General features: G+C 63.4%; 22 protein-coding genes. 6 read left to right on the forward strand and 16 right to left on the reverse strand.

Annotated elements, in window-relative coordinates; genetic code table 11:
- The 9 genes from LB513_RS12380 to LB513_RS12420 all read right to left on the reverse strand — a co-directional run bounded on the left by LB513_RS12380 (position 1) and on the right by LB513_RS12420 (position 10,861).
- Positions 1 to 426, reverse strand: coding sequence for an NAD(P) transhydrogenase subunit alpha (locus tag LB513_RS12380; protein ID WP_263482092.1), 426 nt, complete (start codon positions 424 to 426; stop codon positions 1 to 3).
- Entirely contained in the window at positions 426 to 1,700 is a 1,275-nt protein-coding gene (locus LB513_RS12385) for a Re/Si-specific NAD(P)(+) transhydrogenase subunit alpha (protein WP_224663793.1), read from the reverse strand. The genes LB513_RS12380 and LB513_RS12385 overlap by 1 nt, the downstream gene beginning before the upstream one ends.
- A gap of 84 nt (positions 1,701 to 1,784) precedes the next feature.
- A complete protein-coding gene (locus LB513_RS12390) occupies positions 1,785 to 2,009 on the reverse strand; it encodes an aa3-type cytochrome c oxidase subunit IV (protein ID WP_224663794.1) in 225 nt (74 codons plus the stop codon).
- Between the two features lie 235 nt (positions 2,010 to 2,244).
- The gene (locus LB513_RS12395; protein WP_224663961.1) at positions 2,245 to 2,394 is read right to left on the reverse strand and encodes a DUF3096 domain-containing protein; all 150 of its coding nucleotides are present in this window, start codon (positions 2,392 to 2,394) and stop codon (positions 2,245 to 2,247) included.
- 127 nt (positions 2,395 to 2,521) lie between these two features.
- On the reverse strand, positions 2,522 to 3,301 hold the full coding sequence (locus LB513_RS12400; RefSeq protein ID WP_224663795.1) for an N-acyl amino acid synthase FeeM domain-containing protein: 780 nt from the start codon (positions 3,299 to 3,301) through the stop codon (positions 2,522 to 2,524).
- Positions 3,302 to 3,562: 261 nt separating this feature from the next.
- Entirely contained in the window at positions 3,563 to 5,875 is a 2,313-nt protein-coding gene (locus LB513_RS12405; protein WP_224663796.1) for a putative bifunctional diguanylate cyclase/phosphodiesterase, read from the reverse strand.
- Positions 5,876 to 6,019: 144 nt separating this feature from the next.
- A complete protein-coding gene (locus tag LB513_RS12410) occupies positions 6,020 to 9,499 on the reverse strand; it encodes an indolepyruvate ferredoxin oxidoreductase family protein (protein WP_224663797.1) in 3,480 nt (1,159 codons plus the stop codon).
- Positions 9,500 to 9,717: 218 nt separating this feature from the next.
- A complete protein-coding gene (locus LB513_RS12415; protein WP_224663798.1) occupies positions 9,718 to 10,257 on the reverse strand; it encodes a hypothetical protein in 540 nt (179 codons plus the stop codon).
- Positions 10,250 to 10,861 carry a CGNR zinc finger domain-containing protein gene (locus LB513_RS12420; protein ID WP_224663799.1) on the reverse strand — a complete coding sequence of 204 codons (612 nt, stop codon included), beginning with the start codon at positions 10,859 to 10,861 and terminating at the stop codon, positions 10,250 to 10,252. The genes LB513_RS12415 and LB513_RS12420 overlap by 8 nt, the downstream gene beginning before the upstream one ends.
- 139 nt (positions 10,862 to 11,000) lie before the next feature.
- Between LB513_RS12420 and LB513_RS12425 the strand changes: the two genes are divergently transcribed.
- The 4 genes from LB513_RS12425 (at position 11,001) to LB513_RS12440 (ending at position 15,506) form a co-directional block, all read left to right on the forward strand.
- Positions 11,001 to 11,906: a branched-chain amino acid ABC transporter permease gene (locus tag LB513_RS12425; protein WP_224663800.1), complete on the forward strand. Its 906-nt coding sequence runs from the start codon at positions 11,001 to 11,003 to the stop codon at positions 11,904 to 11,906.
- 182 nt (positions 11,907 to 12,088) lie between these two features.
- Positions 12,089 to 12,673: a TRAP transporter small permease subunit gene (locus tag LB513_RS12430; RefSeq protein ID WP_224663801.1), complete on the forward strand. Its 585-nt coding sequence runs from the start codon at positions 12,089 to 12,091 to the stop codon at positions 12,671 to 12,673.
- Entirely contained in the window at positions 12,673 to 14,457 is a 1,785-nt protein-coding gene (locus tag LB513_RS12435) for a TRAP transporter large permease subunit (protein WP_224663802.1), read from the forward strand. Before LB513_RS12430 ends, LB513_RS12435 begins: the two co-directional genes overlap by 1 nt.
- A 20-nt stretch (positions 14,458 to 14,477) precedes the next feature.
- Entirely contained in the window at positions 14,478 to 15,506 is a 1,029-nt protein-coding gene (locus LB513_RS12440; RefSeq protein ID WP_224663962.1) for a zinc-dependent alcohol dehydrogenase family protein, read from the forward strand.
- 225 nt (positions 15,507 to 15,731) lie between these two features.
- Here the strand turns inward: LB513_RS12440 and LB513_RS12445 are convergent, their stop codons facing one another.
- Positions 15,732 to 16,841, reverse strand: a complete 1,110-nt coding sequence (locus LB513_RS12445) for a TRAP transporter substrate-binding protein (protein ID WP_224663803.1) — start codon at positions 16,839 to 16,841, stop codon at positions 15,732 to 15,734.
- Positions 16,842 to 17,103: 262 nt separating this feature from the next.
- On the opposite strand from LB513_RS12445, the gene LB513_RS12450 reads away from it, so the two are divergent.
- Complete coding sequence (locus LB513_RS12450; RefSeq protein WP_224663804.1) at positions 17,104 to 17,877, forward strand: gamma-glutamyl-gamma-aminobutyrate hydrolase family protein; 774 nt, start codon at positions 17,104 to 17,106, stop codon at positions 17,875 to 17,877.
- Here LB513_RS12450 and LB513_RS12455 read toward each other — a convergent pair whose 3' ends face one another.
- From LB513_RS12455 to LB513_RS12475, 5 genes are all read right to left on the reverse strand, one after another.
- Entirely contained in the window at positions 17,878 to 18,282 is a 405-nt protein-coding gene (locus LB513_RS12455; RefSeq protein WP_224663805.1) for a hypothetical protein, read from the reverse strand.
- 77 nt (positions 18,283 to 18,359) lie between these two features.
- Positions 18,360 to 19,343 carry a 2-hydroxyacid dehydrogenase gene (locus tag LB513_RS12460; protein ID WP_224663806.1) on the reverse strand — a complete coding sequence of 328 codons (984 nt, stop codon included), beginning with the start codon at positions 19,341 to 19,343 and terminating at the stop codon, positions 18,360 to 18,362.
- Positions 19,340 to 20,362, reverse strand: coding sequence for a LacI family DNA-binding transcriptional regulator (locus LB513_RS12465; protein WP_224663963.1), 1,023 nt, complete (start codon positions 20,360 to 20,362; stop codon positions 19,340 to 19,342). Before LB513_RS12465 ends, LB513_RS12460 begins: the two co-directional genes overlap by 4 nt.
- Before the next feature lie 65 nt (positions 20,363 to 20,427).
- A complete protein-coding gene (locus tag LB513_RS12470; protein ID WP_263482108.1) occupies positions 20,428 to 21,312 on the reverse strand; it encodes a DMT family transporter in 885 nt (294 codons plus the stop codon).
- 200 nt (positions 21,313 to 21,512) lie between these two features.
- On the reverse strand, positions 21,513 to 21,920 hold the full coding sequence (locus LB513_RS12475; RefSeq protein WP_224663808.1) for a DUF2000 family protein: 408 nt from the start codon (positions 21,918 to 21,920) through the stop codon (positions 21,513 to 21,515).
- A 48-nt stretch (positions 21,921 to 21,968) separates the two neighbouring features.
- Here LB513_RS12475 and LB513_RS12480 point away from each other — a divergent pair, with 48 nt between their 5' ends.
- Positions 21,969 to 22,844: an AraC family transcriptional regulator gene (locus tag LB513_RS12480; RefSeq protein WP_224663809.1), complete on the forward strand. Its 876-nt coding sequence runs from the start codon at positions 21,969 to 21,971 to the stop codon at positions 22,842 to 22,844.
- A gap of 19 nt (positions 22,845 to 22,863) precedes the next feature.
- Here the strand turns inward: LB513_RS12480 and LB513_RS12485 are convergent, their stop codons facing one another.
- Positions 22,864 to 23,334: a MarR family winged helix-turn-helix transcriptional regulator gene (locus LB513_RS12485; RefSeq protein WP_224663810.1), complete on the reverse strand. Its 471-nt coding sequence runs from the start codon at positions 23,332 to 23,334 to the stop codon at positions 22,864 to 22,866.
- Positions 23,335 to 23,416 lie beyond the last annotated feature (82 nt).

Below are 23,416 nucleotides of genomic sequence, written 5' to 3' on the forward strand. Positions count from 1 at the left end.
CTACTTGTCCTTCTTCTTGTACATGGCCAGCATGCGCTGGGTGACGAGAAAGCCGCCGAAGATGTTTACGGAGACCAGCATCAACGCGACGAAGCCAAAGCCCGCGGCAATGCCCGAGGCGGCGATGCCGACGGCAAGCAGCGCGCCGACGACGATGACAGATGAGATGGCGTTGGTGACCGCCATGAGCGGCGTGTGCAACGCCGGGGTCACCGACCAGACCACGTAATAGCCGACGAAGATCGCCAGGATGAAGATCGCGAAGCGGAAGACGAAGGGGTCGATTGCGCCACCCGACAAAGCGTGAGCGGCACCGCCGGCCACATCGGCGGCGCCGGGCGCGGTCGCCATATCGTGCGCCGCCATCCGGACCGCAGCGCTTGCCTGATCGAGCTGGTCGAGCGCCTTCTGCAGGGTCTGATCCATCACGCTGTCCCTTCCGGCTTCGACGAGGGCGATTTCGACTCGGCCGGTTGCCCGGTGGCCACCATGGCGGAGGCCGCTTCGGCATCGGCAATCATTGTCGTGGCCGGGATCGCCGCCGGCTCGACATGCGGCTGCGGGTCGGCCTTGGCGAAGGCCGGATGGACGATCCTGCCGCCGTCGGTCAACATGGTCGCCTTGACCAGATCGTCATCGCGATTGATGGCCAGCGTCTTCGTCGTCTTGTCGACCAGCGTCTCGAGGAAAGCGAACAGGTTCCTCGCATAGAGCAGGGACGCGGATGCGGCGATGCGGCCCGGCACGTTGAGATGGCCGACGATCTTGACGCCGTTGGCGGTCGTCACAACCTGCCCCGCCACGGCGCCCTCGACATTGCCGCCGCGCTCGACGGCGAGATCGACGAGCACGGAGCCGGGCTTCATCGACGCAACCATCGCGGCCGAGACCAGCTTCGGCGCCGGCCGGCCGGGGATGAGCGCCGTGGTGATAACGATATCCTGCTTGGCGATGTGTTCGGCGGTGAGTGCCGCCTGCTTGGCCTGATATTCCTTCGACATTTCCTTGGCGTAACCGCCGGCCGTCTCGGCGGCCTTGAACTCCTCGTCCTCGACGGCGAGGAACTTCGCGCCGAGGGAAGCGACCTGCTCCTTGGCGGCGGGGCGCACATCGGTAGCGGTGACGACCGCGCCAAGCCGGCGCGCGGTTGCGATCGCCTGCAGCCCCGCGACGCCCACGCCCATGATGAAGACCTTCGCCGCCGGCACGGTGCCCGCCGCCGTCATCATCATCGGCAGAGCGCGGTCGTATTCGGATGCGCCGTCGATCACCGCCTGGTAGCCGGCAAGGTTGGCCTGTGAAGACAGGACGTCCATCGACTGGGCGCGCGTGATGCGCGGCATGAACTCCATCGAGAAGGCGGTGACACCGGACTTGGCAAGGGCCGCGACTGCGGCATCGTTGCCGTAGGGATCCATCATGGCGATGACGGCCGCTCCGGCTTTGTAGCCATTGAGCTCGGCTTCGCTTGGCCGGCGCACCTTAAGCACGACATCGGCCTTGGCGACATCGGAAGGGTTGCCGATGGAGGCGCCCGTCTTGGCGAACTCCTCGTCGGGAATGCGCGACCGTGTGCCGGCGCCGGTCTCGATGACGACATCGAAACCCAGTGCGGTCAGTCGCTTCACCGTATCAGGCGAGGCCGCCACTCGAGGCTCGTTGCCATCGAGTTCACGAGGGATGAAAACCGTCTGCCCCACCGCATGATCCTTTCGGCCGGAAACTGTTCCCGCGGGACGCCGACCGGCCTCGCGGCGGCGCCGTGGACTTGGTGTCGGAGACTTCTATCGGAGGAGAAAGGCGCCGACGGCCAGAATCAGAACGAACAGGATTGTCGCCGAGAAGAAACCGCCAGCGAAGAAGCCGAAAGCCATCGCCAGAAGCAGGGCCGCGCAGAAAAGCGAACCGTACTTGGCCAGCGCGAGGAACCCCGCATAGGTGCGGTCGTGCTCGGCATAGTCCATCTTCGCGCCCAGTTCGACAGGACCGTTCGCCGAGTGATCAGCCATGGAAGTACCCCTTCGAAGACATCTTTCAGGCACATAGCGAAAAGCCGCGCCGAGAGCAATGGCGCTCTTGCCGCACCGCGGCCGTCAAGCGCCTCGAGGAGTAATCACGGATGATCTTCAGCCGTCGGAGCGGGGGCGTGGGACCGTTACGGTAACCAGGGTCACGCCGGCGCGAAAAGTTCACGGGCTGTCGTCCACCGGCGGGGCGGGCAGGTCCAGTCCGCCTGGAGCGCCGTCAGCCGGCGAGTTGCGGGAACAGTCCGAGCAGCCCGACGACGATCAGGTAAAGAGCGACGATGTAGTTCAGCAGCCTTGGCATGACCAGGATCAGTACGCCCGCGATCAGCGAAATGAGCGGGGTCAGGGCGAGCTGGGAAATGTGCATGTCGTGTTCCTTTACCAGGCTTCCAAGCCATGGGCTGAAGTGAATACCGCCCTCGGCATGATCGAGAACGCTGAAGGCGCCCAAAGGCTCCTTCTCCGCTCGCCTGAAATCGCGCGCTTGCGCGTTTTCACGCGGCTTCGTGGTAATATTTCGCGGTCGGCAGGATCGTCAGAGGCGCAAGTTCCCCTGCGTGCGGCCTGTCGAACAGCATGCGCTGTTCCATTGGCGTCGAGCGGAAGAAGGGAAACCGCGACAGGGACCGCTCCCGGATGGCGTTGACGTCGGCGCGGTAGAGCACGACCTTGTTGAAGACGCCGGGATACGGACGTGGCTCGCTGATCTTCTCGGAGTAATAGATGCGCTTGTAGAAGCCGGCGTGGTCCTCACGAATGGTGGACAGGCAATAGGGCGCGTTGAAGTGAAAACACGCCATGCCGGCAAGCCGCAGCGTCAAATAGGGGATCTGCGGATAGATGCGCGACCATTCGGGATCTGACGCAAACCGGCTGGGGCAAATGAAGCTCAGTCCGTCCGCAAGCATCGGCATGACGATGTCGCCAAAGGCCTTTGTGGACGGCGACATAGGCGTAGCCGCCGTGACGTGATGAATTCGAAGCGTGCTGATCAGCTCCTGGTCGATATAGACCCCAAAGCGATAGACATTCGGCGTCTCGTCGAGTTCGTCGTGGATGGTCTGATTTTCGTTGTCGGGCACCATATCGTTGGAGCGATATGATTTGTAACGCAGGCGGTAGATATCCTCGAGATCCTCGCCCTTGTCGCACCGACGATATTCAGTCCGTTCAAGCATCGCGGAGACGTTGCGGGCGAAGCCGGACATGCTGTCCGAGGCCTCCTTGCCGTCCGGGTCCGCTATGGAGCGAACCGAACTCAACTGCACAATCATCTACTCATTCCCCGTACACTACCGCCCCCAACCGACACTACGACGGGGTTATGCGATGTAAAGATGAAAATGGAAAGGCGATCGTTTACCATCTGTTAAGGTTAACATTCAATAGAATATTACTAAAATCCTATCGTTTTCTTGCTCTCCAATGCTGGCGCAAAGATGCCGGCGCAAGATTGCCGGAGCGAGGGACGATCCAGCTCCGACGCCGCAGAGTGCTCGACGGAATGAAGTTCACGACGCCGCGGAGACGTGCGGTCAGCGACGTATCGTTTTCCTGGCCGTCTGGATGTCCTTTGCAAACGGCCACACGGTACTGGACATCGTCTCGATGCCGGAGGCGCTGAGCGCCGATCCGAACAGGAATCCCTGCACCAGGTCGGGCTTGACCTCGAGCGCCAGGATCTTGAGCTGCTCGAAGGTCTCGACGCCCTCCACAGTGACGGAGAGCCCAAGCGGGCGCGACAGGTTCACAATGCCCTTGAGCAGTTCGAGCGAACGTCTGTTCTGCGTGACGTCCATCAGGAACGAGCGGTCTATCTTGATCTTGTCGAGCGGCAGCTTGTGCAAATAGCTCAGGCTCGAATAGCCGGTGCCGAAATCGTCGAGCGCGATGCGCACGCCAAGTTTCTTCAGTTCCTCGATGTATTGCCGTGTCAGCGACTTGTCGTCGAGCAGCGCCGTTTCCGTGACCTCGATCTCCAGCCGACCGGCAGCTAGCCCGGAGCGGACAAGCGCATCGCGAACCTTTTCGACGACGTCACGGCTGCGGAAATCCTTGGCGGACAGATTGACCGAGACGCTCGTCTGGTCCGGCCATTTGGCGCATTCCGTGCAGGCCGCATCGAGCACGAAGGTGCTGATCTCGGAAATGATGCCCATTTCCTCGGCCAACGGAATGAAGATGCCTGGAGAGATCGGGCCGAGATCGGGATGATCCCACCTGCACAGCGCTTCGCAACTGGCGATGCGCATGGTGCTCATCGCCACGATCGGCTGGTAGACCACCCGCAGGCTCCTGCTTTCCACAGCACCGCGAAGGTCGGCCTTCATCAGCTGGCGGTTGCGGAAAGCCGCGTCCATCGAGGCTTCGAACAGCCGCCAGCCGTTCTTGCCCAATTCCTTGGCCTTGTAGAGCGCCAGGTCCGCCTTGACGATCATGGCGTCGACATCCGTATCCCCGACACGCGACAGGACGGCGCCGCCGCTGGACTGGATACGCAGCCCGTGACCCGCCACGTCTACCTCCCCTTGCAGGGAGGTGAAAATCTCGTCGAGCCGGCCAGTCAGGTCGCTCTGGTCCTCCACGCGATCGAAGAAGATCATGAACTCGTCGCCGCCAAAACGGCTCACATTGATGCCCTGACTGGCAATGGCGGCAAGCCGTTCGGCGACGGCGTAGATCAATCCATCGCCGATCGGATGTCCAAGCGTGTCGTTCACACTCTTGAAATCGTCGAGATCGAGCACAGCCAGGGCGCAGAGACGGTCACGGTCGCCTGAAGCCATGGCTTCGGCGACCAGTTCGTGGAAATAGGCGCGGTTGGGCAGGCCGGTCAGATTGTCATAGCGCGCCATGAAGCGGATCTTTTCTTCCGCTTCGACCCGGGCGGTAACATCCTCGAAGGTGATGACGCCCAGTTCCTGGCTGCCTTCGCGGGCCGAGAACTCGTAGTGCTGGCCATTGGCCAGGGAAACCAGAACCTTGCGGTCGCGGCCTTCGCGCAACGCGCGCGTCAGCTGCGCCTCGATATAGCGGCAATCCTTCGGCGCCAGCATGCCGCCGGCTACGCCGCGCATCAAAAGACCGTGTATCGACCTGCCGAGCAGCGCGTCCGGCGATTTGAGCGACATCAGGTGCGCCGCCTCGGCGTTTGCCACCGCCACGCGCCCGTCCGGACCGAGCATGACCAGGCCGTGCGACATAGTGTTGAGCGCCCTGTTGAAGCGCTGCGCGATGCGATTGGCCTTCTTCTCTTCCGACACAGCCGCGAAGAGCACATCGCGCACCGTGTTGGCGAATTTCCGGATGGCGAACAGGAACGGCGCAGCCGTCAGTCCAAGCAGGACGTGATAGATGTCGCCGCGCAGCAAAAAGCCCAGCGAGATCGGCCACGTCAAGGCAAGGGTCAGAATGGTGACCATGCGCGGCGACCCGTAATTCCGGCCGGCGATGGAGGTGGCTGTGGCCAGCGTCAAACAGACGGAGGCGATCTCGGCGAATTCGTCGCGCGCGAAATAGATGCCAAGCAGGCAGAAGGCGCCCAGGGTCAAACCATGCAAGGAGCCATAAAAAATATAGTCATTCTCGCGCTTGTGCGCCTCTTCCCAAGTCGTCGGCGAGGGCATGCTGTTGTATTTTCGAAAATTTCTCATGCGGAAAATGCCGACGAGAATCATCGAGATGGCGACCAGCAAATAAAGCGGGTCGCCATTTTTCCACCAGACAAGACCAATCAGGAAAGTCTGCGCGAGAATGCCGATCGAAAGCGTCATCCCGTCGCGAAAAAGGGTTTCCACGAACGGAATATAGACGTCGACCGGGATCTCGTTCTTTTTTCGCAGATTCAACGCCTGAATCCCAACTCTTGGGGCCTTAGCAGTGCCACATCCGCCTTAAGAAAGATTTAGAAAGGCTGTTTCAGAATAGCGGCCGGGCAAAGTGACGCTGCGGAACCCAAGGAAACTGTTGATCAGGTAAACAAGCCGTGTCGGTCATTCGGCTGCCTGAAGCTCAGGCTGCGCCGCGGCAGCCGAAAGGCGTGCGAGAAGCCTCTGGCGTTCGCCCTCGGCCTTGTCGATGCTGGCTTGCCGGACGTGACCATAGCCGCGGATGAGGGTGGGCACCGAGGCGAGCGCAACCGCTGCGTCGACCTTGCCTTGACCCAGCGAACTCGCGACAAGCTCCAGATCTGCTTCATATTGCGCCAGCAGACGGCGCTCGATCCGCCGCTCCGCGCTGTAGCCGAATAGATCGAAAGCGGTGCCGCGCAGGCGCTTCATTGCCGCCAGCACTCGAAACCCCTTCATCATCCAGGGGCCGAAGCTCGATTTCCTCGGGCTGCCGTCATTGCCGCGCCGGCCCATGATCGGCGGCGCGAGATGGAATTCGATCCTGTCGTAACTCTGGAACTGCTTGCTCAGTTCGGCGGCGAAGGATCCGTCCGTATAGAGCCGTGCCACCTCATATTCGTCCTTGATCGCCATCAGCTTGAACAGGTTCCTGGCGGCAGCTTCGGAGACAATGGTCGAACCAGGCACAGACCTGGCCTCGGCAGAGCGCAGCACGGCGATCCGGTCGGCGTAACGGCGGGCATAGGCGGCGTTCTGATAGGAGGTCAGGAAGGCGACACGGCGGGCGACGATGTCGTCCAGCGTTTCGGCAATGGCCGCTGATTGGCCGGTCTTGCCCGGCTGGGCGAGCAGGCCGCGCACGAAATCCGGCTGATGCGCGGCGCGGCGGCCCCAGCGGAAGGCGGAGACGTTCATCGCCACCGCTTCCCCGTTAAGCTCTATCGCCTTCTCGACCGCCGCAGCGGACAGCGGCAGGCCGCCATGCTGGAAGGCAAAGCCGAGCATGAACATGTTGGCGCCGAGCGAATTGCCGAACAGAGCGGTCGCGGTGCGCGTGGCGTCGAAGAAATGCGCCTTGTCGTCGCCGGCCGCAGCGCGGATCGCCTTTTTCAGGCGCTCGACCGGCAAGGAGAAATCGGCCGAACGGGCAAACTCGCCGGGCATGATCTCGGCGGTGTTGGCGAGGAAAATGGTGTGGCCCTCGCGCACAGCACTCAGCACCTTCTTGGCGCCGGAGACGACGAGATCGCAGCCAAGCACGAGGTCGGCCTTACCGGCCGAAACGCGGATGGCATGGATGTCGTCGGGGGTACGCGCGATGCGGACATGGGTGAACACCGAGCCGCCCTTCTGGGCGAGGCCGGCCATGTCGATCATGCCGCAGCCCTTGTCCTCGAGATGCGCCGCCATGCCGAGGACCGCGCCGACCGTGACGACGCCGGTGCCGCCGACGCCGTCGATGATCGCCGCCCAGCCCTGCTCACCGATCGGGAATTCGGCCGGCGTCGGAACGCCCTCAAGAGGATCGGCCTTGCCGGCCTGGCCCTCGGCCTTCCGGATTTTGGCGCCATGCACGGTAACGAAGGAGGGGCAAAAGCCGTTGACGCAGGAGAAGTCCTTGTTGCAGCTCGACTGGTCGATCCTGCGCTTGCGGCCGAATTCGGTCTCCACCGGTTGGATCGAGACGCAGTTCGACTTCACCCCACAATCGCCGCAGCCCTCGCAAACCAGTTCGTTGATGAAGATGCGCTTGTCGGGATCGGGAAAGGTACCGCGCTTGCGGCGACGGCGTTTCTCGGCGGCGCAGGTCTGGTCGTAGAGCAGCACCGACACGCCCTTGACGTCGCGCAGCTCACGCTGGACGAGGTCGAGATCGTCGCGGTGATGGATGGTTGCGCCGGCGGGGAACTGCACCTTCCCCGCATATTTGTCGGGCTCGTCGGTGACGATGGCGATGCGGTCGACGCCCTCGGCCCGCACCTGCCTGGCGATCATGTCGACGGTCAGGCCGCCTTCATGCGGCTGGCCACCGGTCATGGCGACGGCGTCGTTGTAGAGGATCTTGTAGGTGATGTTGGCGCCGCTCGACAGCGCGAAGCGGATCGCCAGCGTGCCGGAATGGTTGTAAGTGCCGTCGCCGAGGTTCTGGAAGATGTGGTCGCGCCTGGAGAAGGGCGCCTGGCCGACCCATTGCGCGCCCTCGCCGCCCATGGCGGTGAAGCCAAGCGTGTTGCGGTCCATCCAGAGGGCCATGAAATGGCAACCGATGCCGGCGGCGGCGATCGATCCGTCAGGCACCTTGGTCGAGGAATTGTGCGGGCAGCCCGAACAGAAGAAGGGCGTGCGCGAACCGATGTCCGCCGCGTCAGCCAGCATCGCCTGAAACTGGCGCAGCTTTGCCACCCGCGCCGATATCTCTTCGGACGGACCTATGGTTTTCACGATCCTCTCGCCAAGCGCTATGGCGATCTCGTTGGGGTCGAGCGCGCCCTTGGCGGGAAAGAGCCAGTCACCGCGCTCGTCCTTCTTGCCGATAATGGCCGGCTGCGTGGCAGTGCCGTAAAGGCTCTCACGCAACTGCACCTCAATCAGGGAGCGCTTCTCCTCAACAACGATGATGGTATCGAGCCCGCGGGCGAAATCGGCGATATGATGCAGGTCGAGCGGCCATGGGCAGCCGACCTTGAACAGTCGCACGCCGATACGGTTGGCGGCGGCCTCGTCGATGCCGATATCCTCCAGCGCCTGGCGCACGTCGAGATAGCTCTTGCCCAGCGTGATGATGCCGATCTTCGGGCTATGGCCGCCGGAATAGACGATGCGGTTCAGCCCATTGGCATGGATGAAGGCGGAAGCGGCGGCGCGCTTGAATTCATGCAGCCGCTCCTCCTGGCCGAGCATGTCGATCTCGTTGCGGATGTTGAGACCGCCGGGCGGCATGTCGAACTCGGGCACCACAATGTTGAGCCGCTCGAGCGAGGCGTCGACCGAGGCCGTCGACTCGATGTTGTCCTTGACGCATTTGATCGCAGCCCAGGTGCCGGCGAAGCGCGACATGGCGAAACCGTAAAGGCCATAGTCGATGATTTCCTGGACACCGGCGGGATTGAGGATCGGCACCATTGTGTCCACAAACAGAAATTCGGTGGCGTGCGCGTTGGTCGAGGATTCGGCCATGTGGTCGTCGCCCATCAGCGCGAGCACGCCGCCGTGCCTCGACGAGCCCGCGAGATTGGCGTGGCGGAAGACGTCTCCCGATCGATCGACGCCCGGACCCTTGCCGTACCAGACCGAAAAGACACCATCATGGGTGCCCTCGCCCAGCAGTTCCGTCTGCTGCGAGCCCCAGCAGGCGGTGGCGGCGAGTTCCTCGTTGAGGCCGGGCTGGAAGACGATATCGGCCTGGGCAAGCTGCTTCTTCGCTTTCCACAGTTGCATATCGAGGCCGCCGAGCGGCGAGCCGCGATAGCCCGACACAAACCCGGCAGTGTTCAGGCCGGCGCGGCGGTCGCGTTCGCGCTGCATCAGAAGCATGCGGATAACCGCCTGCGCGCCGGACAGGAAGATGCGCTCCTTCGCGAGGTCGAACTTGTCGTCGAGCGCGACGTCATGAAGCGTCATCAGGCAATTCCTCTGCGGAGGCCGCGCGGGGGCAGGCAGCCAACGTCGGAGTCGGATGACGCATCCTTTCTTCCCTTGCAAGGCAGGTCAAATAAAATCGATGGCACCAGGCGGCGCGAAACATACAGCCTATGCAGGTCTCCAACCCCCCTGGAGACGCACCGAGGGACGTGGCGCGGCGACCAAAAACGCCCTCGAGCGAGCTCGGTTCGGAAAGGTCAGCGAGCCTTGGAGCAATCCGGTTTGGCCTCGCCCGGCAGCTTGCCGTCGGGATGGCCGACGAGATCGGGATTGGCCGTGTAGAGCTGGTCGATCACCAGCGGCCGATCGGGCAGGATCGTCTGGTCCTCCGTCGACATCAGCGTGGTGTCGATCTTCTGCAGCACCGTGCCGTCCGGCCCGTTCACGCTGATGGCGATCGCATAGGGCTTATCCTTCACCACGCAGGTCAGCGCCGGGCTTTCCACGCTCACCTTGTTTAGCTTCGGCCAGACCTTCTGCTCGACCACGAGGGGCGGGCCGCCGGCGGGATCCTGGAAGCTGGCAACCACCACCTGGCCCTCCCCCATCGGCCGCAGGGGCCGCAGCGTGACCATGTAGGTCGCCCTGGCCAGACGATAGTTGAAGACGAAGATCTTGCCGGAAATCTCGAACAGCTTGCCCTCGGTGTCATTGCCCGTGTCACGGCAGGCGCCGAGCGCCACGGCAGCGACCAATGCCAGCGAGACAACGACCGAATGTAATAACCCTCTAGGCATGCTTGACCTCGCTGGCCGCCATGCGGTGGCGGTGATAGTGGCGACTTGCCTTGCGCCGGTTGCCGCACACCGCCATGTCGCACCAGAGGCGGCTGGAATTGCGGCTTCTGTCGATGAACAGCCAAGTGCAGTTGGGACAGATCCTCAGCCTTGCGACGGTGTCCTCGCGCAGCAGCGACAAGGCCGACACCGCCAGCGCCGCCTCGAAGGCGATTGGCGTCGCCGGGTCGCCAAACGGCTTTCCGGGCGCGCCGATTTCCGTCTGGCTGCCCGCCAGCCCCCTGGCGCATTCCGTCAGGAATGCCGGGAGGTCGGCGGTGGCGACCGAGCCCTTCGATGCGGCGTGACGAAACAGCCTGTCTGTCGCCTCGCGGATCGACAGGACGACAGGTGCGATATCCACCGGCGAGGCGACCGCCAGCCGCCTGCCGCCAAGCTCGGCGGTTCGAAAGCCGTTCGCGGCATCGGCGAAACGGGCAATTTCCAGCGGGTCTTCGAAGCGGTCGAACGTCCGTCGCGGATCGCTGCGCAGCACGACGGTGTTCGCCGTGTCGAGCGCCAGCACGCCGCCAGTAAAGCGGTGGGAGGTCCAGGCTACGGTCATGGCCAAAATCTAACCTATAAAACGCATTTGACAAGTTAGATGTGGCGATGCAATCGTTTCGGTCGCGGTCTCCGTGACCGCGTCGAGCATGTCGCCCGTTCATCTCCGGTCGCGGACGGCGTGGTCCGAAGGGTCTTGCATGCTCTATTTTTTCCAGCAGGCGCTGAACGGGCTGCATTCCGGCGCGCTCTATGCGCTGCTCGCCTTCGGCTATGTGCTGACCAACGGCATCCTGCACCGCACCAACCTTGCCCATGGCGCGCTGTTCGCCTTCTGCGGCCAGACGATGATCCTCACAGCCGCCTTCGGATATCAGGTATTGTGGCTGACGCTGCTGGCGGCAGTGGCGCTCGGCGTCGTTACCGCCTTCCTCTATGCCGCGCTGGTCAGCCACGTTCTGTCGCGCAACGTCTTCGAGCCGCTGGCGCAACGCACGCCCAATGCGGTCGTGGTGACCACGCTCGGCGTCCTGCTCTTCTTGTCGGAGGCAAGCCGCATCGCCGCCGATACGCATGATCTATGGCTGCCACCGATGCTGGCGCAGCCCATCGTCCTGGCGCGGGACGCTACCTTCAAGGCAACGCTGACGCTGATACAGCTGCTCGACTGCGCGGTGGCACTGGCGGCGCTCGGGCTGGCAAGCTGGGCTTTCGCCAGATCGAGTTTCGGCAGGCGCTGGCGCGCGGTCTCCGATGACCCGAAGGCTGCCGCGATGTGCGGCATCGACGTGCGTGCCGTGTTCCGCCAAGCCGTGCTGTCCAGCGGCGTTTTCGCCGCGCTCGGCGGGATCATGGCTGGCCTCTACTATGGCAATGTCAGTTTCGATTCCGGGCTCGTCTATGGGCTGAAGATCCTGTTCGTGACAGCCGTCGGCGGCTATCTTTCGCCGCCGCGGGCAGCCTTGGGCGCCGCCGCCTTCGGCATGGCCGAATCACTGTGGGCGGGCTACTTCCCCGTCGAATGGCGCGACGCTTGGATATATGTTTTCCTGGTCGCCACGCTGGTGCTGGCCGGCGCCAACCGCGAAATCGACAAGGTCGCCTGAGACATTCGACTTTGGTTGCATGATGCCACGGCGGCCACGGGGATCCGGCCTCTTCCAGCGCCCGAGGACTTTCGCAGCTCCCATCCTTGTTGACCCGCCCGGCCACGCACGGCATACCGTTGGGCCACGCGGCGTGACGCAATGAGGGGTTTCCGACACGCCTCCGTACAAGGGAGGACTGCATGCAAGGGCCGCTCGCTCTGTCGCGGGGTATCGACCGTGTCAATGAATTCATCGGCCGGTCGGTGTCGTGGCTGATCCTGGTGGCGATCCTGGTCAGCGCGGCGAATGCCGTCATCCGCAAGGTGTTCGATACCTCGTCGAATGCCTGGCTGGAACTGCAATGGTACCTGTTCGGCGCCGCCTTCATGCTGGCCGCCGCCTACACGCTGAAGCAGAACGAGCACATCCGCATCGACATCGTGTACGGCCTGTTTTCGCGTCGCGTGCAGCATTGCATCGACCTTTTCGGCCATGTCTTCTTCCTGATGCCGTTCGTGACGCTGATGGTGTTCTATTTCGTTCCCTATGTTTCGCTGTCGTTCCACAGCGGCGAAATGTCGACCAATGCCGGCGGCCTGATCGTGTGGCCGGCAAAGGCCATCCTGCTGGCCGGCTTTTTCCTGCTGGCGCTGCAAGGCGTTTCCGAGATCATCAAGAAGATCGCCATCATGCGCGGACACATGGAGGATCCCAACCCCTTCATATCCGCACACGAACAGGCTGAACTCGAAGCAAAGGCGCTCGCCGACGAGGTGCGTTCGTGATGGAGTTCATCGCCCAGAACATGGCGCCGATCATGTTCGCTTCGCTGATCCTGTTCATGCTGATCGGCTATCCCGTGGCCTTCTCGCTGGCGGCCAATGGGCTGATGTTCTTCTTCATCGGCGTGCTGCTGACGCCCTATTCGGGCGGCGCGATCAACCTCGACTGGCCGCTGCTCTACGCGCTTCCGGACAATTTCTACGGCAGCAGGGTGATGTCGAACGACACGCTGCTCGCCATACCGTTCTTTACCTTCATGGGCATCGTGCTCGAACGCTCCGGCATGGCCGAGGACCTGCTCGACACGATCGGACAGCTGTTCGGACCGATCCGCGGCGGCCTGGCCTACGCGGTCATCTTCGTCGGCGCGCTGTTGGCGGCGACCACCGGCGTGGTGGCGGCGTCCGTCATCGCCATGGGCCTGATCTCGCTGCCGATCATGCTGCGCTACGGCTATGACCGCCGCCTGGCGTCCGGCGTCATCGCGGCGTCCGGAACATTGGCCCAGATCATCCCCCCATCCCTGGTGCTGATCGTGCTGGCCGACCAGCTTGGCCGCTCGGTCGGCGACATGTATGCGGGCGCTCTTATCCCCGGACTGGTCCTCACCGGGCTCTACGCGCTGTATATCCTGCTCGTTTCCATCTTCCGGCCGAAGCTGATGCCGGCGCTGCCGCTCGAGGCACGCACGCTCGGCCATGGCGTCACATCGCTGCTGGTGGCGCTGGTGGCTGCACTGGCCATCTCCTACGCGGCCTATCGCTATCTGGCGCCGGCCCATGGCGACGATGCCGATATTCTTGGCGCCTGCATCGGCGTCCTCTTCATCTATGCGGTTGCGATTGCCGACAAGCGGCTGAACATCAACATGATGTCGCGGTTGGCGCAGCAGGTCGTCATCGTGCTCATTCCGCCGCTGGCGCTGATCTTCCTGGTGCTGGGCACCATCTTCCTCGGCATCGCCACGCCGACGGAAGGCGGCGCCATGGGCGCCGTCGGCGCGCTGGCAATGGCCGCGGCGAAGGGCCGGCTTTCCCTGGACGTTATCAAGCAGGCGCTGGCCTCGACGACACGACTGTCAGCTTTCGTCCTGTTCATCCTTATCGGCGCCCGGGTGTTCTCGCTCACCTTCTACGGCGTCAACGGCCAGCACTGGGTCGAGCACCTGCTGACCTCGCTGCCGGGTGGCGAAGTCGGCTTCCTGATCGGCGTCAACCTCCTCGTCTTCTTCCTGGCCTTCTTCCTCGACTTCTTCGAACTGGCCTTCATCATCGTGCCGTTGCTGGCGCCGGCCGCCGACAAGCTCGGCATCGACCTGATCTGGTTCGGCGTTCTTCTGGGCGTCAACATGCAGACAAGCTTCATGCACCCGCCATTCGGCTTCGCGCTGTTTTACCTGCGCTCGGTGGCGGCGCGCGTGCCCTATCTCGACCGCCTCACCGGCAAGCAGGTCGCGCCGGTAACCACCGGCCAGATCTATTGGGGCGCGGTGCCCTTCGTATGTATCCAGGTCATCATGATCGGGCTGACAATTGCGTTCCCGCAGATGGTGATGCGCTACAAGGGCGCGGTGGTCGACCCCGGCAACATCGACTACACGGTGCCCGGCGTGCCCGGGATGTCGCCCCTCGGCCCACCGCCCGCCGACGGCAAGGCGCCAGCCGGTGGCGCCGCGGCGCCGTCCGGCCCACCGGACCTTTCACAGCCGCCGAGCTTCGGCGACACGCCGCCCGCGCAACCGGCGGGGCCGCAGCCTGATCTGTCGCAGCCGCCGAGCTTCAACTGATGCCTGGGGACGCCAAAATGATGAGGGCAGTGCGGCTGGAAGCAGTCGGAAGTATCGGCCTGCAGGATGTCGGCAAACCCATAGCGGGTCCCGACGATCTGCTTGTGCGCATCGAAGCCTGCGGCGTCTGCGGGACGGACCGGCACCTGTTCCACGGTGAGTTCCCCTGCAGGCCGCCGGTAACGCCAGGGCACGAATTCTCCGGCATCGTCGAGGCGGTTGGCGCCGATGTGTCGGGCTTTTGCGTCGGCGATCGCGTCACCGGCGATCCCAACATCGCCTGTGGGCGATGCGTCCATTGCCATGCCGGCAGGGTCAATCTGTGCAGCAATCTCAGTGCCATCGGCATCCATCGCGACGGCGGCTTCGCCGACTATGTGGTCTTGCCCCACAAGCAGGCCTTTATCCTGCCTGCAGGGCTCAATCCGCTGCACGGCGCCTTCTGCGAACCGCTGGGCTGTTGCCTGCACGGCGTGGATCTGGCGGGGATCAGGCCGGGCGGCTCGGTTGCGGTGCTTGGCGGCGGCGTGATCGGGCTGCTGACCGTGCAATTGGCGCGACTGGCCGGTGCGACGACCATCATCCTGTCGACCAGGCAGGCTTCGCGGCGCGCGCTCGCGGAGGAGCTTGGAGCCACCTCCACCGTCGATCCCACTGCCGCGGATGTGATCTACGCCATCTCCGGGCCATCCGGCCTCGCGCCCGGCGGTGTCGATGTCGTGTTCGAATGCGCCGGGGTGAAGGAAACTGTCGAACAATCGATGCGGCTGGCCCGCGCCGGCGGCACGGTCGTCATCGTCGGCGTGACGCCGCAGGGCATGAAAGCCGAATTCGAGCCCTTCGACCTCTTGTTTCGGGAATTGAAAGTGGTCGGCTCGTTCCTCAACCCCTTCACGCATCGCCGCGCCGCCGATCTTATCGCGTCGGGCGCAATCGAGATCGACAGGCTGATCTCCCGGCAGGTGCCGCTGGAAGAAGCGGCCGACGTGATCGCCAATCCGCCGGCGCCCGGCGAGGTCAAGGTGCTGGTTGTGCCGGGCCTGGCCTGAATGCTATCCGGCGGGGCGCTGCCCCTGATCGGCCTGCCGGGCACTTCTCCCGGTAAGTGACGGGAAAAACATGCCGCCGTCGAGGATTTCGCCAATCGTCAACCTTGCAAGAACAGCGCTGACGGCGCGGCTGCTCTCTTCTCCCCGTAATTATACGGGGAGAAGGTTCCGGCAGGCGAATGAGGGGCGACGCCAGCTTCTATCATCAGCCGGCGCGCACCAGTTCTAAAGCTTGCCGTTGCGCTGCTGGACCATCATGAAGGTGTCGTAATTATACTCGGCCACCTGTGCCCAGAGGTAATGTTCCTTGCGGAAGCCCTTGATGGATTCCCAGATCTTCTTGAAGGGCGCGTTGCTGGCCTCCATCTCGGTATAGACCTCGTTGGCCTTTTCGAAACAGGCGGCCATGATGTCCTGGCTGAACGGCCGCAGTTTCGCTCCGCCCGCCACCAGCCGCTTCACCGCCGCAGGATTCAGGTAATCGTATTTCTGCAGCATGTTGGCATCGGCGGCCTGGGCCGCCGTGTGCAATAGCGACTTGTAAGTGGGCGAAAGCTCTTCGTATTTGGCCTTGTTGAACAGCAGATGGACGGTCGGCCCGCCTTCCCACCAGCCGGGATAGTAGTAGTAGGGCGCGACCTTGTAGAAGCCGAGCTTCTCGTCATCATAGGGGCCGACCCATTCGGCGGCGTCGATCGTGCCCTTTTCCAGCGCCGGATAGATGTCGCCGCCGGCGATCTGCTGCGGCACCACGCCGAGCTTCTGCATCACCTTGCCGGCAAAGCCGCCTATGCGCATCTTGAGGCCGGAAAGGTCGGCTACGGTGTTGATCTCCTTGCGGAACCAGCCGCCCATCTGCACGCCGGTGTTGCCGCCCGGCAGTCCGAAAAGCCCTTGAGTGGCCAGGAATTCGTTGAAAAGGTCGATGCCGCCGCCATGGTAATGCCAGGCATTCATGCCGCGTGCGTTGAGCGAAAAGGGAACCGCCGCACCGAGCGCCCATGTCGGGTCCTTGCCCCAGTAATAATATGCAACCGTGTGGCAGGCCTCGACCGTTCCGGCCGTGGTTGCGTCGGCGGCCTGCAGGCCAGGCACGAGTTCGCCCGCGGCGAAGACCTGAATCTGGAAGTTGCCGTCGGTGGCTTCCGACAGCATCTTGGAGAACACCTCCGCCCCGCCATAAATGGTGTCGAGCGACTTCGGGAAGGATGACGCCAGCCGCCATGTCACCTTGGGATTGGACTGGGCGATTGCGGGCGCTGCCAGCGTTGCTGCGGCTGCGGCAGCACCGACACCGGTGACTCCGGCTTTGCGGATGAATGAACGACGATCCATGAAGTTCCTCCCTTTCGGACCAAAGACCGACGTTGGGGAATCCTCGGTTCCCGTATCGGTTGGCCGAAACAATACACGGGCAAGGAGTCGAGTCCAGCATGGCCGCCGGATTTGATGGCCGGCCGACGCCACCGTGCAACTATAGTCTAAAGGAGGATCTGGCGGACAATGCAGCGCAGCGAAACTGGGCATGGCAAAATGCCGGCCGATCGCCTATTTTGCGGGCAACGCATCCCCTGTCCATTTGGAAAACAGAGCCAAAATGCACCAGCCGCTCGTCGCCATATCGACCGACGTCCGTCAGTTCGACAACTACACCTGGCATGCCGCTCCGCAGCAATATCTGGAAGCCGCGATTGCCGGTGCCGGCGTGTTTCCCCTACTGGTGCCTTCGTTCGGCGACAGGCTCGACTTCGACGAACTTTTGTCGTCGGTCGACGGCGTCATGGTGACAGGGTCCAAATCCAATGTGCACCCCTCGCTCTACGGCGGCGACGCCAGCGAAGCCAATGGCCCGTATGACCCGGCGCGCGACGCCACGACGCTGCCGCTGATCCGCAAGGCGATCGAGCGCGGCGTGCCCCTGCTTGCCATCTGCCGCGGCATCCAGGAATTGAACGTCGCGCTGGGCGGCACGCTGGGCACCGAAATCCAGGAACGCGAAGGCTCGCTCGACCACCGCGCACCGGTCAGCGACAATCAGGACGAGCGCTTCGGCATCCGCCAGAAAGTGACGATCAAGCCCGGCAGTTGCCTGGCCGGCGTATTCGGCGAGGGCGACATCATGGTCAACTCCGTGCATCGCCAGGCCGTCGACCGGCTTGGATCGAGATTGCAGCTCGAAGCCGTCGCAACGGACGGGACGGTCGAAGCGGTTTCTGTGAGGGATGCCCGCGCCTTCGCCGTCGGGGTCCAGTGGCATCCCGAATATTGGGTCAAATCGGACAGCAACTCGGCCAAGATCTTCCGCGCCTTCGGCGATGCTGTGCGCCTGCACGCGGCCGCCAAGTCCGGATCTCGCGCGGCGGCTGAATAATCAGTCGGCGCTATCGGGCCTGTCCGCCGCCAGCGACAGGATCGGCGTGGCCGGAGCATAGGATTCGTAACCATCGCCATCCGCCACCGAGAAGGTGACGATCGGATCGACGCCGTTGGCGCTGAAAGCGACCACGCCGTCATTTTGCTCGCGCCAGAATTTTGCCTGCTCCACGCCAGGCAAAAGCTGGCGGCAGTTCGGAGCCACCGTCAGGCGTGACAGGCTATCCGACAGCGCGTCGCCTCGCGTGACGGTGCAAACCCCTTCATCGCCATTGGCGACCAGCGTGAAAGTGTTGGATGGCGTGACCGCTGCGGCCGCACTTTCGCCGCTGCCGCTGTCAAGCAGAAGCGCGCAGCCAAACAGAGCGGCGGCCACGGCCAATATGGAAAGCGTCTTCTTCATCTTGGGTCTTCATCCACGAATAAGGACGAAGAATGATTCTACAGGGTTAATCTGGCGTTAACAGCTGTGGCGGCAGGTCAGCCGCGCGCCTTCACATCAGCGGTTTCAGGCACCGGCGTCAGCGGCCGGCGTTCGGTGAACCAGGACACCAGATTGTCGACGCACAGATCGGCCATGGCCCGGCGCGTGTGCTCCGATGCCGAACCGACATGCGGCAACAGCGACGTGTTGGGCGCATCGAGGAGCGCTTTCGGGACATTCGGTTCATCGGCGAAAACATCGAGGCCGGCGGCGGCTATGGTGCCGTTGGCAAGGGCCGCCGCAAGGTCTGCCTCGTCCACCGTGCTGCCACGGCCGATATTGACGAAAACACCGTTCGCGCCAAGCGCGGCCAGGATCTCGGCGTTGACCGCCTTTTCGGTCGACGCGGTACCGGGCACCACCGAAATCAGCGTGTCGACCGCCTCAGCGAGACCCTTCAGCGTCTGGTGGTACTCGTATTCCAGGCCGTCGACCGGTCTGCGGTTGTGATAGGCGACCGGCAGCCCGAACGCCTGTAGCCTTCGGGCAATCGCTTGCCCGATGCGGCCCATGCCGAAAATGCCGACGCGCCGGCCACGCAGGGTGAGCCGGCTCAACGGATAGTTGCCCTGGCGCGCCCAACTGCCATCGCGCAGCCAGGTCTCGGCGCGTGGCAGGTCGCGGATGGTGTTGATCAGCAGTCCGATGGCGGTGTCGGCGACTTCGTCGGTCAAGACATCAGGCGTGTTGGTGACCATGATGTTCTTCGCGGCGGCATGGCCGGCATCGACCGAATCATAGCCGACACCGAAGGACGCGATGAGTTCGAGATTGGGCAAGGCATCCATCAGTGCCGCGTCGATGCCGACATAAGAGGCAATGCCGCGCACTGTGCGGCGCATTTCGTCGGTGACCAGCGTGGCATCGGCGCGCGCGATTGCGATGCGCGTGAACGTCCGGTCGATGCGCCCCACCGCGTGGTCGTTGAAACCCGCCGGCACCAGAATGGACACCGCTTGCAACTCTTCGGCCCGTGTCATGGACGCTCCACCGGCTTGCCGGTCGACTGGCGCACATGCAGTTCCGGCTTGATCAATTCCTGCGATGGCCGCACCGTCTGCCCGTTGAGCTTGTCGAGCAACGCGCTGGCGGCGCGGCGGCCGACCTCGCGCTGACCGTTCCAGACCGTGGTCAGAGCCGGGGTGGCGATCGCCGCCTCCTCGAGATCGTCGTAGCCGGTGACGGAGATGTCGACCCCCGGCACAAGGCCGGCGCGCGCGATGCCGTTCATCAGGCCGATGGCGACGAGGTCGTTCCAGCAACAGGCCGCCGTCGGCCTGTCCTTCAGCGCCAGGAACTGTCCGGCAGCCTCGAAGCCGGCCTGCTTGGTGCGCGGGCCGGCGATGCGCCAGGATGGCTTGGCTTCGAGGCCGGCCGCTTCCATGGCGTTGAGATAGCCCTGGTAGCGGTCGCGGCCGGTCGAGGTCTGATCGGTGCCGCCGATCATCGCAATACGCTTGTGGCCGAGCGAGATCAGATGGTTGGTGGCCAGCCCGGTGCCATAGGCGTCGTCACCGCGAAACACCGGCACGTCGGCGCCCTCGACAGTACGCGCGATCAGCACCGCCGGCAGGCCGTTTTCCTCGGCCATCTGGATATCGGAGGCCGGAGTGCCGATGGCCGGCGACATGATGACGCCGTCGGCGCCGAGTTGCAGCAGTGTGTCGATGAAGGTGCGCTGCTTTTCGAGCTGATCGTAGTGGTTGGACAGGATGAAGGTCTGCCGGCTGCGGTCGAGTTCACTTTCGATCGAGCGAAGGATTTCGGCGAAGAACGGGTTCATGATGTCGTGGACAACGACGCCGACAATGCCCGAACGCGAGGTGCGCAGGCTGGCCGCGCGACGGTTGTAGATATAGCCGATGGCGCGGGCATGCTCCTTGATGCGGTCGCGGGTGGCGCCGGCGACCAACGGGCTGTCGCGGAGCGCCAGCGAAACGGTCGCCGTGGAGACGCCGAGCGCATCCGCGATCGTCGAAAGCTTGATTTTTTGTGCCAGCGCCTTGCGCTCCCGAACGACCTAAACTGTTTAAAGGCGGGGTTATGCCATCGTTCGGGGCCAAATCAAAGTTTTTTTGCCAAGGCTTCGGCCTCGACATCGGAGGCCGCGCGGCTGCGGAGCCTGAGCCGGTGTTCGCGATGGACAATGTAGAGCCCGCTGGCGACAATGATGGCGGCGCCGACCAAAGTCCAGCGATCGGGGAACTGGTTGAAGACGATCCAGCCCGACATGATCATCCAAACCATCTGGGAATAGGGATATGGCGCCAATGCCGTGGTCGTGGCCAACCGGTAGGCCTGAACCAGAAGCCAGTGGCCGACGCCGCCGAACACGCCGAGCATGATCAGAACCAACCAGTGCCAGCCATCATGGGGCAGCGAAAATGAAAACGGCAGCAGTGGCAAAAGCAGAACGGCCGGCGCCAGGGCCGAAAAGAGGATCAGGCTTTCGGACGTTTCCCTCGCCGACATGCGGCGCGTCATGATGACGTAGAAGCAGTTCGACAGCATCGCGGCCAGCGCGAAGAGATGCCCGATGCCGAATACGCCGACGCCCGGCCTTGTGATGATCAGCACGCCGGCAAAGGCCGACAGGATCGCCAGCCAGCGCCGCCACCCCGCCCATTCGCCGAGCAGCGGCCCGGCCAGCGCCGTGATCACCATCGGGCCGAAGAAATAGATCGAGGTGGTCTCGGCCAGTTGCAGGGAACGCAGCGCCAGGATGTTGAAGATGGTCGAACCGAACAGGAACAGGCCGCGCAGGATATGCGCCGGCAGGTTGACCGGGCGAAACCGCGCCGGCTCGCGCCAGCCGCGCAGCAGTGCGCCAACCAGCAGAACATGCACGGCAAAGCGTACCCAGGCGACGACCAGCACCGAAATGCCGGCAAGGACAAGATATTTGCTCGAGGTGTCGAGGAAGGTGAAGCAGACATAGGTGGAAAGCATGCACAGGATCGCCACCGGTGGCGTCGCGTGTTCGGGATGTTCTTTGGGAGCGTTCACTTGCGGGCCGGATGGAGTTGGGCTGAACCCCACCTGTGCGGGAAATGCCGCTTGCCGACAAGCCAATTGTCACCGGACATCCCGGCGAAGCCCTGCTGGCACAACGACCAACCGCCGGCAGGCTCCCCATTGCCGGATATTCGTCAGGTGTGCATGCGGGCGCCCTTGGTGATCTTGTCGACGAGTTTCTTCTCGGCGCGGAGCGCGATGCCGACAACGCTCGCGTCCTCGGGCGCGAACTCGGCGAATACAGCGCGGTTGGCCGCGTCATGGCCAGTCGAGAACATCTCCTCGATATAGAGTGACGAGGTCACCCCGCGCTCCAACGCGCGCCGGTGAATGGTGGCCAGCGTCGCCTGGTCGGCGGACAGCACGATGATGGGCTGGATGGACAGCGGATTGTAGAGATTGCCGGCACGGTCGCGATAGGGCTCGCCAATGATCTCCGAAAACTGGGCAATGATGCCGCTCGTCAGGAAAGCGGTGACATTGAGTTTCTGCCAGACGGCGAGGTCTTCCCGCAGCACGATTGCAAATTTGGTATCGAACATGAGACATTGACCATTCGAGTGTGCCTCGTCGGGAGGCGGAAGGAGCAGATGACGCACGATCTAGACAGCCGGGCCTTCACCGGTCTTGGACGTTTGTGCGACGACGAAGCGGAAAACCGCATCATCTCCGCTCCCGATCCGGCCGGCATGGAACGGATCGAGGCACGGTTCCACGGCAATGCCTTCGACCCTCATCGTCACGACACATATGCAATCGGGGTGACGCTGCATGGGGTGCAGACGTTTCGCTATCGCGGCGCGGCGAGGCAAAGCCTGGCCGGCCAGGTGATCGTGCTGCATCCCGACGAGTTGCATGACGGAGCCGCCGGCACCGAAGTGGGCCTGCGCTACAGGATGCTGTATCTCGAACCGTCGCTGATGCTGGACTGTCTGGCCGGCGCATCGCTGCCCTTCGTCAGGGATGCGGTGGTGACGGACAGGGTCTTGCGCACGACGCTGCTTTCAGCACTGGGGCCGCTGGAACGGCCCCTCGAGGCGTTGTTCGTCGACGACTTCATCGCGCAACTGACGCGGAGCCTTGTCGGGCATGCGGGCAAGCCGGCCAAGCCGATGGCCAAAACGGCGTGGCGGGCGGCGGCGCTGGCGCGGGATTACCTCGCGGAAAACCTTTCCCGGCCCGTGCGCTCCGAGGAATTGGAAGCGATAACCGGGCTCGACCGCTATGCCTTGTCGCGGCATTTCCGCGCCGCATTCTCGACCAGCCCGCACCGTTTTCTGGTGATGCGCCGGCTTCAGCGTGCGCGACGGATGATCACCGAAGGCGAGCCGCTGGCGCAGATCGCCATCGAGGCTGGCTTCAGCGACCAAAGCCATTTTAACAGGCAGTTCAAGAAGGCCTACGGCATGACGCCGGGGCGGTGGGCTTCGCTGATCCAGGGACGCGCCCGAGCAGCGGCAGCCTGATCACCACCCGGTCCGGTTCTCAGTCGTCAGACTCGGCGTCGTCGTCGACCAAGGCCAGGTCCTCGTTCAGGAGATTGGCTTCAACGCGCGCGAGCAGCTTGAACAGTGCCTTCTGGTCCTTCTTGTCGAGACCCTTGAGCGCCTGCTTTTCGGTCTTCTTCACTGATTTCTCGATGGCGCGAATGGTTTCGCGGCCGGCATCGGTGAGGAAGATATGCGCCTGTCGGGCATCCGAGTCCGAAGCCCGCTTTTCCAGGAAGCCCTGCGCCTGCAAGCGGTTGATCGTCTTGGTGATGGTCGGCGGGCGGACGCCAAGGCGCTCGGCAAGATTGCCGGGTGTCTGGCCATCCTCGCGATCGAGCGCCAGCATGATCTGGTCCTGGCCGGCATAGAAGCCATGCGCCAGAAGCCGGGCCGCAAGCGCCGTCCTCGCCAGCCTTGCCGCCGAATGCAGCCGGCTCATTGTCGCGGTCTTGTCCGCCTTGGCCATGGTCGTTCCCTCTTCGGCAGGACCGGCGCCGCCAGCATGGAAGCTTGCGGCCGGTTGGCAATCGACGATCAAAAGAGCCGGC

This window comes from Mesorhizobium sp. ES1-1 (assembly GCF_020164785.1).
Classification (GTDB): Bacteria; Pseudomonadota; Alphaproteobacteria; order Rhizobiales; family Rhizobiaceae; genus Mesorhizobium.